Below are 14,067 nucleotides of genomic sequence, written 5' to 3'. Positions count from 1 at the left end.
TTTAGGTTTTTATTTTTGACAAAAAATCGGTAAGCTATGGGCTGCTACTTTTACCTGATGAAATTATGAAACAAGAGACTGCACTGAAACTATTGAAAGCTGGAGAAAATGTTTTTTTAACGGGTTCAGCAGGTGCAGGAAAAACCTATACGCTTAATCAATACATCAATTATCTAAAGGCACGCAAGGTGCCTGTTGCCATTACTGCATCTACAGGGATTGCCGCAACGCACATGAATGGTATGACTATTCATACCTGGGCGGGTATTGGAATTAAAGACAGTTTGAGTGATGATGACCTCAAGCGTATGAAAGAGCGTAAATATTTAAAAGAGCATCTGGAAAATGCGCAGGTTCTCATCATTGATGAAATCTCAATGCTGCATGCCAAGCAGCTGAATCTGGTCAATCAGGTATTAAAATACTTTAAAGAAAGTGATGAGGCGTTTGGCGGTATTCAGGTCATTGTCGCTGGCGATTTTTTCCAGTTGCCACCAGTCGGGCGTAACGGTGAAGCCAATCGGGATAAATTCTGCTTTATGTCTGAGGCCTGGGTGGAGGCGAAATTTCGGGTGTGTTATCTCACCGAACAACACCGTCAGGATGATGAAATCCTCAACCAGATTTTAAATGCGATTCGGGCGCAGAGTATTCAAACTGACCATATCCGAGCGCTACAGCAATCACGCCAGCACGATATTGGTGAAACCTTTACCCGTTTATATACCCATAATATGGATGTCGATAATATCAACTATCAACATTTGAATGAGATTGACAATGAAAGCCATCAGTTTAATGCGGTGCTGGATGGTAATGAAAAGCTGATCGAAACATTGAAATCGTCTGTACGTGCGCCTGAAGAACTGACCCTAAAAAAGCATGCCAAGGTGATGTTTGTGAAAAACAACTTTGATTTGGGCTATATCAATGGCAGTTTGGGGGAAGTGATTGGTTTTGAGGAAGATGATCAGAACGGTATTTTGCCTAAAGTAAAATTGACTGATGGTACAACTTTATTGGTTGAGCCAGAAACATGGTCGATTGAAAACGAGGCAGGCAAGGTGATTGCCAGTTTTCAGCAGATTCCCTTGCGTTTGGCCTGGGCAATCACCATCCATAAAAGTCAGGGCATGACCTTGGAGGCCGCAGAAATCAACCTGACCCATACTTTTGAAAAAGGTCAGGGCTATGTGGCCTTGTCGCGGTTAAAGTCTCTGAATGGCTTAAAACTATTGGGTTTTAATGATCAGGCCTTGGAACTGGATAGTCTGGCCATTAAGGCAGACCGCCGTTTTCAGGAACTTTCTACTGAAGCCGAAGTCAATTTTGAAAACGTTGATTTAACCACACAGCAAAATGCATTTATCCGTCATTGTGGTGGTACGTTAAATCCGACTGAAATTAGCCGTAATGAGAAAAAGCTCAGCAAGGGCGGAAAGCAAAGTTATGCCACCGCGACTCTGGATGAAACCAAGGCACTGTTTGAAGAGGGTTATGATATTGAAGATATTGCCAGTGAAAGAGGACTGACCCCTGCAACCATCATCAATCATTTGGCACGTTTGCACAAAGAACAGAATCTGGATATTTCAGTGGCCCATCCTGGCGATGAAGTAGTGGAAGAGGTGCGCAAAATCTATAAGAAATTGCAAAAGCGCCAAAATCCTGAACATTTCACTGAAGATGGCTCAATCAAGCTGCGTCCAATTGTAGAGGCAACCAGTCCACGTATGGCTTATGATCAGGTACGTTTAGCCTTATTGTTTATTGAGTAGGGGCAGGAAAATGGTATATCTGATTTGTATAGAAATACTGGATGTGCCAAAAGAATATTATTTTAAGGCAGAAATTTAGGTGAGGAGTTAAAAGCGCAATCCTGATCAAGTTTGAAAAATCTGAATCTGGCAAATTAGTCTCTATCAAATGAACACTTAAAAGTTAAATGTATGATGCTATATGACCAGAAATTGCAAAGGGTATGTGAATATATCCAGCAGCATTTGGACGATGAACTTGATGTGGAAACTTTAAGTCGGGTTGCCGCATTGTCCAAGTTTCATTTTCACCGTATTTTTCTGGCAAATACGGGTGTGAATGTGATGAGGTTTATTCAGATGTCACGTCTTAAACGGGCATCCTACCAACTTGCATTCTCAACTGATACCAAGATTATTGATATTGCCCTAGAGGCAGGTTTTGATAGTCCTGAAGCATTTAGTCGAGCATTCAAACGTTCATTTGATCAAACTCCGAGTGCGTTTAGGGAACAGCCAGACTGGCAATCCTGGCACCAACGGTTTGTTTTTTCCCTACCTCAGAGAGAACTTAATATGAACGTGAACATTGTTGAAAGACCAGAAGAGCAAATCGCATTTATCTCACACTTAGGCGCGCCAGAACGTGTTTTTGAAACCGCTGCCCAATTTATTGCGTGGCGCAAGGAAACAGGTTTATCTCCAATCTTGAAAAGTAAAACCTACGGTATTCCATTCTCAGACCCTGAACAAACGCCAAGCGCAGAATTCCGTTTTGATATCGCAGGTACAATCAATACAGAGGTGCCTGAAAATCAATACGGGGTTAAGTCAGGTATCATCCCTAAAGGAAAATATGCGGTGATACGCCATCTAGGCAGTCATGACAATATAAAAGACAGTGTCTATCATTTATATCGCGACTGGTTACCGCAATCGGAACTGGAAGCTGGCGATTTTCCCGTATTTTTCCATTATCACAACTTTATCCATGATGTGGACGAATGTGACCTGATCACGGATATTTACCTGCTGTTGAAATAAGCTTAAGGCGCTGTTTGTATGGCAGGGCCTTATTCCAGTATTTCAATATCCACATATTGCTGAATCAGGTTTTCATCAAGCATGTGCACATAATCCATAAACATGACATTAAAGCTGCCTACGGTTTGTGCCTGATCATAGGCAAGCTTTCCCGCAATTGCGAAATGGGTATGTGATGCAAGTGCTGCAATGAGTGGGGAACTGACCGCACTATATGCCGCCGTTAATGCTCCCAGGGCACAGCCTGTTGCGGTGATTTTAGGCTGCAAATAACTCCCGCCGTTCACCTTAATCACGGCATCAAGCTGTCTGGAAATGAGGTAGTCCGATTCACCTGAGATTGCAATACATTCAGCATGCTGTAATAGGCTTTTTGCCTGGGCATAGACATCCTGACTATCGAGGGTGCTGTCCACACCTTTTGATTGTACCTGGCTGCCTGCAAGTGTGCTGATTTCAGAGGCATTGCCCCGAATAATGGTCGGTTTAAAGTGCAGAAGCTGGTCAACAGTTTCACTCCGCCATTTTAAAACCGCACCATAACCCACTGGATCAAGCACCCACGGCACTTGATGTTGTTGCGCTGTTTGTGCCGAAATCAGCATGGCCTGAGTTTGTTCAGTCGTCGGTGTTCCGACATTGATACTTAAGGCTGAACTGATTTGCGTAAAACTGTCCGCCTCAAATGGGTTGTCAATCATGGCAGGGGACGCGCCAGCTGCCAGCAGGATATTGGCCACATAATTATTGGCAACACTATTGGTCATGCATTGAACCAAAGGCGTTTGTTGCTGTAGTTCATGCCACGCCTGAATAATCTGTTCAATCAGTTGTTGTTTTGATGACATCGCAAATCCTTAAAAACTTTAACGTGTGAAATAGTGGTCTTGATGCTTGCATTGGCGGCAGATCAGCGAGACATAATCCTTGGCATCATAATCCACCACCAGATCATTTGAACCACAATACATACAACGTTTTACAGAATAAAAACTGAGGCGTGGTTCGATTTTACGCCATGATTTCCACACAGGTTGTATGAAAATACGCTCATCATAACCAAGAAACTTAAACAGCAGAATCTCACTCATTTTACTAAATGGAATATTATGTGGTCTTGGTAAGGTGGAGGTTTCCCAGCGTTCAGTCAAGGCACGTTCCCGATACTGTTCCAGCGTCTTTTTGAGCAGGTTGGTGTTGATAAACTTGTCATTTCGGGGCTGTAATGCCTTTTGTTTGTACAGATATTCCAGTGCAGTCTGGATTAAATAGTAAATCTGTCCCACTGCAAGGCTTTCCATCAAGCGATAACAGAAGCCCTGAAAATGTCGATTTCCTGCAATCTGAATGCCCCAGGTACGGCAGTAAAACTGCATAAACTGAACAATTTCCTGATATAGAATAAGGTAGAGGCTATCTTTCACCTCATCCGTGGTCTGGAATGGAATACCCAAGCTCAGGTTTTCATAAAACCAGTGCCGTAGTTGCTGTGTGATGCTAAAAAGACTTGGGTCAGCATAACCATCCAGACGAACATTCAAGTAATAATGCTCGGTTTCAATGCCTGAATCCTGCGGTTTTAAAATGCCTGCTTTCAGCAGTTCCTGAACAAGATGGTTCTGAAATAGATAATTCGGCGTAATTTCGTGATATTTGCAATTTTTCCAATGAATGAGTTCATCATGCTGGACCTCCTCACGCGCATACTGATCCAATAGGCTGAGCAGGAATAACTTGTTGAGAAAACTCAGCTGATCAAGGCTGTAAATGACTTCATCTTTTACCTTGTTTTTACGCTGTTCCTGCAAGCGCGTTTGTTGGGTCTGTTTCTTGCGTTGTGCTGTACAGGAGGCACAATGACAATTTAGGTTGCTGTCCTGTTTAAAAACGCGATGCTGGCAGTGGCTACATTCATGAAATTGCAGTTCATGTGTGTATTGTTCCGCCTCAATCCAGTACATGGAAGCATGGCACAGTGGACAATGGCTACTTTCATCTAACTGTTTTTGTAGAATCTGTAACTCCATTGATGCCTAACCCATATTATAAAAAAAAGATTATACATGCTGGACCAAGACAATGATGCAAAGTTTGTATCGTTAAAAAGTAGTTCCAAAATGAGACCTGATAGACTGAAGTATGGCTAAAAGTTAACTTTATAACGTTGATATTTTTTTAAATATGGTAAATTCCCGCGCCGATTAGAGTAATCACTCAATGCTATTTTAAAAGAGCAGAAAGGGGAAAAGATGAGTCACCAATTATTGAAGAAATGTGTTTTGGGGTTAATAGGTTGTTTTATTAGCATTGTTTCTTATGCCGCTTCGATTGAGGGATATTGGCGCAGTATTGATGATCGAACGGGCGAACAACTGACGATTATTGAAATTAGAAAGGCTTCTGACAATACCTATCGTGGCAAGATTGTTCATATTTTTCCAAGTGCCCAGGGCGTTGTGGTGACACACTGTGTGAATTGTCCAGCCCCTTATACCAATAAGCCACGTATGGGACTTGAAGTATTGACTGGATTGGTGGAAGACCCGAAACGTCCCAACAACTATATAGAGGGACACATCCTTGAAAGCAAAACAGGTAAAACTTACAAGGGTAAAGCACGCCTAAGCCCAGATGGCAAGCGTCTCTTTATGCGTGGCTATGTTGGGATTTCAGCTTTAGGCCGTACAGTGATTTGGATTAGAACAGACAGCGCGACACCTTGATTATTTATTTTCAAATATAGGATTTGGTATAAATTTCATTTCATTTTTAGACAGTTAAACATCCCTTAGTTGGTTGATTGTCTATAGATATTGGAATAAATATATACGGTAGATCTATTCTGTATTATGGAGTTTCATATGCAAAAAAAACTATTCATGAATGGAATCGTGGGAATTTCTTTATCTCTGCTATCAACCACTATCTTTTCAGCTTCAATAGAGGGTTACTGGAAGAGTATTGATGATCGTACGAGTGAGCAACTTGCAATTATAGAAATTAAAAAAGCTGCGGATGGAACCTTTCGGGGCAAAACAGTTTATGTATATCCAAATGTTAGAGGGGGTTCAGGCAATGAATTGTGCGTAAAATGTCCACCTCCTTATACCAATAAACCCCGTTTAGGCTTGGAGATTATGACAGGCATTACGCAGGATTCTAAAGATCCTAGTAATTATATAAATGGAAAGTTGCTTGATCCAGGTACTGGCAAAATTTATAAAGGGAAAGCACATCTGAGTGCAGATGGGAAACGTTTAAAATTAAGAGGCTATATCGGAGTTTCTTTACTTGGCCGTTCAGTGGTTTGGATTAGAACTGATAGTGCGTCACCTTAATCGTTTATTTTTAAATATGTGAATTAGTTAAAATTTACGCTCGTTTTAGACAGTCAAATATCCATTGATCGTGTTGACTGTCTATACACATTAGAATAAATATATATAAGACGGACCTATTTTGCATTATGGAGCGTTTTATGCAAAAAAACTCACTCATGAATGGAATCATGGGAATTTCTTTGGCGGTGCTCTCAACAGGTAGTTTTGCTGCAACACCCGAAGGGTATTGGAAAAGCATTGATGACCGTACGGGCGAGCAGCTTTCAATTGTCGAAGTTAAAAAGAAACCTGACGGTACCTATACAGGTACCATTGTTTACCGCTATCCCGTTCTACGTGGAGGGGTCACACTGACCAACTGTGTCAAGTGCCCTGAACCTTTCAAAGACAAACCCATCCTAGGCCTCCAGATTGCCTGGGGATTGAGGGAAGATCCAAAAAATCCAGACCATTATATTGATGGTCGTGTTCTAGAACCTAAAACAGGCAATATCTATAAAGGTAAGGCACAACTCAGTGTTGATGGCAAACGTATGCGTATGCGTGGCTACATGGGGATTTCCGCCTTGGGACGTACCCAGGTCTGGATTAGAACGGACAGCCCAAATCCCTAGGCATTTTTAGCCATTAATTTTTAACGGTTTAGGTGCATATATTATTTATATCTGCGCTAGTGGGGGCTTTTATGCACAAAAATTTATTAAAAAAATGTTTTGTGGGCGTGACACTACTTTTCTCAAGTATTGCTATTTATGCGACACCAATTGAGGGCTATTGGAAAAGTGTGGATGATCGTACTGGAGAGCAACTGTCAATTGTTGAAATCCGTAAAGGAAACGATGGGCTATATCATGGAAAAATCGTTTACCGTTACCCAAACCCTCATGGTGTGGCACTGAGCCATTGTGTTAAATGTCCCGCACCCTATACGAATCAACCGATTTTAGGGCTGGAGATTTTGTCTGAGCTGAAAGACGATCCCAACAACCCGAATGCCTATATTGACGGTAAAATCATGGAACCCACCAGTGGCCGTGTCTATAAAGGCAAGGCCGTGGTGACAAGTGATGGTAAACGTCTGCGTATGCGTGGTTATATGGGAATCTCTGTTTTGGGGCGTACCGTGGTCTGGATTCGAACGGAACATGCAAATCCATAAAACTTCGAACTGGGGCGTCAAAGTTAGTTGATTTAAAAATGTGATAAGTTATATAAAATCGGTTCTATAAAGATAAATGTGTTTCTTTTTAAATGACGGGGTTACTATGCTAAATCGTGTGCTCATAAAAGGCATCGTGGGATTCTCTATTGCTTGCGCAAGCCTAACAACTTTTGCAGCCTCTATCGAAGGTTACTGGAAAAGTATTGAAGAACGTACAGGTGAACAACTGTCAATTGTTGAAATCCGTAAAGGAAACGATGGTCGTTATCATGGAAAAATAGTTTATCGCTATCCGAACTCACACGGTATTGCACTAACCAACTGCACCAAATGTCCAGCGCCAAATACAAATAAACCCATTCTGGGTTTGGAGATTTTATCTGGATTTAGGGAAGATCCAGATAAAGCGGATGCTTATATTGATGGGCGGGTGCTGGAACCTACATCTGGGCGAATTTATAAAGGTAAGGCTGTGGTGAGTGGTGAGGGTAAACGCCTGCGCATGCGTGGTTATATGGGGGTTTCTGCATTGGGCCGCACCGTGGTCTGGCTTCGTACAGACAGCGCAAACCCTTAAATGCAAGTCTAAATATTAAGTCGTATTTAAGCTGATTTAACTATAACAAACCTGATGGTATAGGGTAAGATAAACTTGATTTAATGAATAAAATTTTAAATCAAGTCTAATAAGTACGAAGTGTCATTTAAAGTTAACGGAGATAATATGTTAAATCGTGTACTCATGAAAGGAATCGTGGGTTTGACTATTGCGTTTGCCAGCGTGACTGGTTTTGCTGCATCAATTGAAGGTTTCTGGAAAAGTATTGATGACCGAACTGGTGAGCAACTATCAATTGTAGAAATCAAGAAAGGTGCTGATGGTCGTTACCACGGTAAAATTGCTTATCGTTATCCTGTTCCTGGTGGAGCTGCGTTAACCCATTGTACAAAATGTCCTCCGCCTTATACCAATCAGCCAATTCTGGGTTTGGAAATTTTGTCTGGATTTAGGGAAGATCCAGATAAGCCAAATGCTTATGTTGACGGAAAGGTGTTAGAGGCAAAAAGTGGCAAAATCTATAAAGGCAAGGCGAACTTAAGTGCTGACGGTAAACGTTTACGCATGCGTGGATATGTTGGTATTTCCGCATTGGGGCGTACTCAGGTTTGGATTCGTACAGACAGTGCAAATCCTTAATTTTATTTAAAAATAAAACCTCGAATCCAAATGGGTTCGAGGTTTTTTATTGACTAAACTAAACAGGGCAAGGTAGGTTTTCGTCCTCCTGACCGATTTTTTTAGCGGCAATCAGTGCCTGCACTTTTTTGCTTGGTACTTTTTCTTTTCCAAGCGCATCATAGGTATTCACGATATTGGTAACTTCCAGGGCGCTAAGATCAATACCCTCCGCTGATAAGAATACTGAAATCACATGATGATCAATGCCCGCAGCAGCAAGATCATGGATTGCCTTAATATTTTCTAGACGATACAGATGTGCTTTTAATTCCATAACAGTAACCCTCGCTTGTTATTTTATATACCTACATTGGCATATATCATTAAGCAATAACCGTGCACAAAATGTAAAAGTCTGGGAAAAAATGTAAGTTGAGCGATGAAAGGCAATTGCTTCTGTAGTTTTTATTTAAGAATGGAAAACTATGTTGTAATTTTGTCTAAACGATCAGCATATTGACTCAATTTGATTTGAAAATGACGGAGTTCAGCCCAATAAAATTGTTAAAACTCATACTGGGTCTTAAAGACAGGTTGTATCAGTTGGCGTATGATCAAGTCATTACGAGTCTTGCCAACAAGACCATCTAAAAGACATGACTAAAGATAAGGAATACTGATGAATATTGCGGCACAACCTCCTGTACAGGCAGATCAAACCATTTATTTAAAAGACTATCAAAAGCCCGCTTTTCTGGTTGAGTCGATTCATTTGGACATTCAGGTCTATGATGATCACACTATTGTTGATTCAACACTGGTTATGCAACGTCAGGCAGCGGGTGAACTGGTATTGTTGGGTCGTGATCTGGAGCTACAATCCATTCAAATGAATGGACAGTTGTTGAATGCTGGTCAATATCAACTGGACAGTGAACAATTGCTGATCACCGATGCACCAGATCAGGTCATTGTGCAAACCAAAGTGATTATTCATCCTGAATCAAATACCCAGCTTGAGGGTTTGTATAAGGCAGGTGACTTATTTGTTACCCAGAATGAGCCTGAGGGCTTCCGTAAAATTACATTCTATCCAGACCGTCCAGATGTGTTGGCGGAATTTACCACCCGTGTCGAGGCTGACAAAAAATATCCAATCTTGCTAGCCAATGGGAACTTGCTGGAAACAGGTGAAGTGGGAGAGGACCGCCATTTTGCCATTTGGCAAGACCCGACCAAAAAGCCAAGCTATTTATTTGCCTGTGTGATTGGTGATTTAGCGGTACTGAAAGATCGCTATACCACGTCTGAGGGACGTGATGTTGCTCTGGAAATTTATGCGATTGAAAAAGATATTCCAAAATGCTATATCGCGATGGAAGCACTAAAACATTCAATGCGCTGGGACGAGGAACACTATGGTCGCCCTTATGATCTCGACAACTATATGATTGTGGCGGTGAGCCAGTTCAATATGGGCGCAATGGAGAATAAAGGTTTAAATATCTTCAATACCTCATGTGTGCTTGCTGATGAGGAATACACTACTGATGCCGCCATTATGCGGGTGCAGTCGGTGATTGCCCATGAATATTTTCATAACTGGACAGGAAACCGTATCACCTGCCGTGACTGGTTCCAGTTGTGTCTAAAGGAAGGTTTGACGGTTTTCCGTGACCAGTCTTTCTCTGAAGATTTACAGTCGGCAGCAGTCCAGCGTATTGATGATGTGGCGGTGTTGAAGTCACATCAATTTCCTGAAGATGCTGGCCCATTGTCGCATCCACCACGCCCAGACCATTTTGTTGAAATTAATAACTTCTATACTGCAACGGTTTATGAGAAAGGTGCGGAAATTAACCGCATGATGGCGACTTTGCTGGGCAAGGAAAAATACCGTCAAGGAACGGATGAATATTTCCGTCGTCATGATGGTCAGGCGGTGACGGTGGAAGACTGGGTTGCTGCATTAAGCGCAGGGTCAGGTGTTGATTTATCTAATTTCCTGATCTGGTATAACCAGCCTGGCACACCAAAGCTGGAAGCCAAAGGTGAATATGATGCGGCTGCACAGACCTATCGTATTAGCCTGAAGCAAAGCCTAAAAGCACATCCTAAATATCCAAATTTAAAAGCCGTTCCAATTCCTGTGGCTCTAGCATTATTCAATGCCAATACTGGCGAGCAATACACCTTGCACAGCCCTGATCTGTTTGTGGATGATGTTAAAGATGGGGTGTATCTATTTGATCAGGATGAGGCAAGTATTGAATTTACAGGTGTGACTACGCAACCTGTTGCATCGTTATTGCGTAATTTCTCTGCACCTGTCAATCTTGTGTTTGACTATTCAGATGATGATCTTGCTTTCCTCATCCAGCACGAAACCAACGGTTTTAACCAGTGGCAAGCCACACAAACCTTGTTGGAACGCATCCTACTACAAGACCATAAGGTCGATGCCTATATTCAGGCGATTAAAAATACCTTGCCTGAATTGGTCAATAAAGATCCTTTGCTTGCCTCACGCCTGTTTGATGTACCAAGTGAAAACTACTTGGGTAGCCGTATTGATCAGGATTATGAACCTGAGCTTATTCGTGAGAAACGTGAAGCAGTGCTGGATCGGTTGGCTCGTGAGTTGGGTTCTTTCTGGAAAGACACCTATCTATCTTTAGATCCAGAGATGCAAAAAGAGTTTTCTTTGGCGATGGGTGTGCGGGCGCTTAAAAATATCATGCTAAATATGCTGGCACGTCAGGGCGATGAATCGGTATTTGATTTGGCTTATGCGCAGTATCAAAACACGGGCAATATGTCTGAACGTTTGGGAGCATTGCGTGTGCTGGTCTGGAATGATGCACCACAGGCTCAAGATGCTTTGGATGACTTTTATAATCGTTTTAAAGATGAAGCCTTGTCGCTGGATCAATGGTTTAGCATTCAATCCTCAAATCCAAATGCAACTGAGGAAACCATCAAATATCTGACACAACATGCCAATTATGACTTGGGCACACCAAACCGTATCCGTTCTGTCAGTGGTGGTTTATCAAATAATCCAGTCAATACGTGGAGTTTTGGTGTAGATCATTTTATTGAACTGGCTGGTTATCTGGATGAGAAAAACCCAATTTTAGGCTCCCGTTTATTACAGGTACTTTCTCGCTGGTACACTTTGGCTGAACCACAACGCAGTCAAGTACAGCAAGGGCTTAAAGCATTGCAGCCGAAAGTGAAATCGAAGAATGTGTCTGAAACCTTGAGCAGTATGCTAAACATTGAATAACACACCGTTTTCGTCAGAAAGGATGCTGTCACAGCATCCTTTTTTACATGTTCTGGATTATCATTAGTTCACAGAAAGGATACTCATATTGTGGTGATACATGGCTTTGCGTCGCAAAACACCAGCGGATCGGTTGTTTTATGCCATTTTAGGATTGTCGTTGGCCCTTATTGCGGTCATCTATTGTGCGGTAAATCAGTCCAGTAGCCATTTACGCTTTGAAGTCAAAGAACGCCAGAAAATTTCGGTATTTGACGGGCAGCGATTGATATTACAGGATGTAGATTTAGTTGCAATTTCAGCAGCTGGTGAACAAAATCCAATACTACTCAATGCAAATGACTTTACTGAAGACCCGCATTTTGTTGCGACTTATCCTGAGATGCAGCAATTTTTTATCAAGCAGAGCCAAGTTCATCAACTGATCAGCCAGCATCAGCAAATATTTTTGCAGTCAGGCGATCATTCAAGCTCAACGCCATATCCTGTCAATATTCAGCCTAAACGTACACTTCGGGATTTATCTTTTGAGTTCTGGTTTCAGCTTGCTGTCAGTTCGATTGGATTTTTACTGGGCTGCTGGATTTGGGCATTGCGTCCCAATGAAATCGCCCCCCGTGTTTTTGCCTTACTTAATGCGGCCTATCCAGTATTCGCTTTTTCCGCAGCCATCTATAGCACCCGTGATCTGGCTTTAAATGCTGAATTATTTCGGTTACTGGTCGCAATCAATACGGGTGGCGCATTGCTATATGGCTGTGCATTAATCAGTCTATTCTTGGTGTACCCAAAGCAGTTGATCAGAACCCAATGGTTGTGGGCAATACCGATATTTTTCTCTGGTTGGTGGTTGCTCGATACCTTATTTCTATTACCTGAACCAAGCATGGGGGGCGATTTACCCGTTACCTTACAAATGCTGAGCGCAATTTTATGTATGGTTTGGCAATGGCGGGCAAACCGACATGATCCACGGGCAAAAGTGGCATTGCGCTGGTTTGCCTTATGGATTCTGGTCAGTAGCGGCGCATTTGTATTTTTGGTTCAGAGTACCCAGCTACTTGATATTCAGCTGAATATGTCACAAGGCTATTCGTTCGGTTTCTTCCTGTTTGTGACGATTGGTATTGCGATTGGCTTAAAACGCTATCAGTTATTTAGTCTGGACCGTTGGGCGTTCGGAATTCTGTACTGGTTGGCAGGAGCGATTTTACTGGTGTTGCTGGATGCCTTTCTGGTGATGATGTTAAGCCCACTTATGTCACTCAGTCTGGCCATCCTGATCTGTGGTCTGGTCTGGCTGCCTGTCCGTGGCTGGCTACAGGCGCGCCTGTTACAACGCAAAAAGTTATCTGACAGCGAACTGTTTGAGCGAATCTTGCAGGTCAGTTTTGCGGTGAATGAGCAGGAACGCCAGTTACAGTGGAAAGCCTTGTTGAATGACCTGTTTCAGCCATTAAACCTTGAAATAAGTGAACAGACAAATCATAGCCAAATTGAAGACAACGGACTGGTGCTGTATACCCCACAGGTGGCAGGGCTGGCAGCAATGCGTCTCAGCTATCCGCAGCAAGGTCGCCGTTTGTTTAGTGAATATGACCAGCAACTGATTCAGAATCTATTGCCGTTTTTAGCTCAGGCTGTGGAAAGCCGTGTTGCCTATGACAATGGTGTGCGTGAGGAAAGACATCGTATCGCCCGTGATCTACATGATGATCTGGGGGCAAAATTATTATCAGGACTCTATCAGAAAGATGTGGATCAAGCCAAGCAGGCCATTCGTCAGGCGATTGCTGAAATGCGTACCATCGTCAATGGACTATTGGGTACAGGGGTTGAGTTAAATGTGATCTTGCAGGAGTTTGAGCATGAGGTTGCGACCCGCCTGCAAAGTTGTGGGATAGAACTGAACTGGCAACAAAAGCTTGGAGATGCACCCATTACCTTAAGTTATGCACAATACAGGCATTATATTTCTATGCTTCGGGAAATCATCAGTAATATAATGAAGTATGCCAATGCCCAGAGTGTAATCATTGACATTAGCCTAGTTGATTCACAACTAGTTTCAGTCATTTGTGATGATGGCACTGGTTTTGATGGTCAAACTGGGCAGTCTGAGGGGAATGGGCTAAAAAACCTGAGAGAACGTGCAACTGAACTTTCGGCAGCGTTGCATTTCCAAAGCCTGCCAGAAACACAAGGTTCAAGGATTGAGTTGACCTTTTCATTATGAATCAATGGATATAAATGGATTCTGTACACAACGGACGTAGATGAGATTACATTGCTTC

General features: G+C 42.4%; 13 protein-coding genes. 10 read left to right on the top strand and 3 right to left on the bottom strand.

From position 1 onward, the window contains the following. The first annotated feature begins 65 nt into the window (after positions 1–65). Together QTA56_RS04730 and QTA56_RS04725 are read left to right on the top strand one after the other, a co-directional pair. Positions 66–1,778: an AAA family ATPase gene (locus QTA56_RS04730; protein ID WP_267979773.1), complete on the top strand. Its 1,713-nt coding sequence runs from the start codon at positions 66–68 to the stop codon at positions 1,776–1,778. Positions 1,779–1,949: 171 nt separating this feature from the next. Beyond that, positions 1,950–2,801, top strand: a complete 852-nt coding sequence (locus QTA56_RS04725) for an AraC family transcriptional regulator (RefSeq protein WP_267979772.1) — start codon at positions 1,950–1,952, stop codon at positions 2,799–2,801. A 29-nt stretch (positions 2,802–2,830) separates the two neighbouring features. On the opposite strand, the gene thiM is transcribed toward QTA56_RS04725, so the two are convergent. Further along, a complete protein-coding gene (gene thiM, locus QTA56_RS04720) occupies positions 2,831–3,649 on the bottom strand; it encodes a hydroxyethylthiazole kinase (RefSeq protein ID WP_267979771.1) in 819 nt (272 codons plus the stop codon). A gap of 18 nt (positions 3,650–3,667) precedes the next feature. Then, positions 3,668–4,828, bottom strand: a complete 1,161-nt coding sequence (locus QTA56_RS04715) for a hypothetical protein (protein WP_267979770.1) — start codon at positions 4,826–4,828, stop codon at positions 3,668–3,670. A gap of 222 nt (positions 4,829–5,050) precedes the next feature. Between QTA56_RS04715 and QTA56_RS04710 the strand changes: the two genes are divergently transcribed. The 6 genes from QTA56_RS04710 to QTA56_RS04685 all read left to right on the top strand — a co-directional run bounded on the left by QTA56_RS04710 (position 5,051) and on the right by QTA56_RS04685 (position 8,502). Next, positions 5,051–5,524, top strand: coding sequence for a DUF2147 domain-containing protein (locus QTA56_RS04710; RefSeq protein ID WP_267979769.1), 474 nt, complete (start codon positions 5,051–5,053; stop codon positions 5,522–5,524). Positions 5,525–5,662: 138 nt separating this feature from the next. Further along, positions 5,663–6,139: a DUF2147 domain-containing protein gene (locus QTA56_RS04705; RefSeq protein WP_267979768.1), complete on the top strand. Its 477-nt coding sequence runs from the start codon at positions 5,663–5,665 to the stop codon at positions 6,137–6,139. A gap of 140 nt (positions 6,140–6,279) precedes the next feature. Next, positions 6,280–6,756, top strand: a complete 477-nt coding sequence (locus tag QTA56_RS04700) for a DUF2147 domain-containing protein (RefSeq protein ID WP_267979767.1) — start codon at positions 6,280–6,282, stop codon at positions 6,754–6,756. A 71-nt stretch (positions 6,757–6,827) separates the two neighbouring features. Next, positions 6,828–7,301, top strand: coding sequence for a DUF2147 domain-containing protein (locus QTA56_RS04695; protein ID WP_267979766.1), 474 nt, complete (start codon positions 6,828–6,830; stop codon positions 7,299–7,301). A 106-nt stretch (positions 7,302–7,407) separates the two neighbouring features. Beyond that, entirely contained in the window at positions 7,408–7,881 is a 474-nt protein-coding gene (locus QTA56_RS04690) for a DUF2147 domain-containing protein (RefSeq protein WP_267979765.1), read from the top strand. Between the two features lie 147 nt (positions 7,882–8,028). Further along, the gene (locus QTA56_RS04685) at positions 8,029–8,502 is read left to right on the top strand and encodes a DUF2147 domain-containing protein (protein WP_267979764.1); all 474 of its coding nucleotides are present in this window, start codon (positions 8,029–8,031) and stop codon (positions 8,500–8,502) included. 58 nt (positions 8,503–8,560) lie between these two features. On the opposite strand, the gene QTA56_RS04680 is transcribed toward QTA56_RS04685, so the two are convergent. Then, entirely contained in the window at positions 8,561–8,818 is a 258-nt protein-coding gene (locus tag QTA56_RS04680) for a hypothetical protein (RefSeq protein WP_267979763.1), read from the bottom strand. Positions 8,819–9,163: 345 nt separating this feature from the next. Between QTA56_RS04680 and pepN the strand changes: the two genes are divergently transcribed. Further along, positions 9,164–11,773, top strand: a complete 2,610-nt coding sequence (gene pepN / locus QTA56_RS04675) for an aminopeptidase N (RefSeq protein WP_267979762.1) — start codon at positions 9,164–9,166, stop codon at positions 11,771–11,773. 100 nt (positions 11,774–11,873) lie between these two features. After that, positions 11,874–14,009 carry a sensor histidine kinase gene (locus QTA56_RS04670; protein WP_267979761.1) on the top strand — a complete coding sequence of 712 codons (2,136 nt, stop codon included), beginning with the start codon at positions 11,874–11,876 and terminating at the stop codon, positions 14,007–14,009. The last annotated feature ends 58 nt before the right edge of the window (positions 14,010–14,067 follow it).

It is taken from the genome of Acinetobacter thutiue (assembly GCF_030385805.1).
GTDB lineage: Bacteria > Pseudomonadota > Gammaproteobacteria > Pseudomonadales > Moraxellaceae > Acinetobacter > Acinetobacter corruptisaponis.
This window is presented reverse-complemented; position numbering and strand designations above follow the sequence as displayed.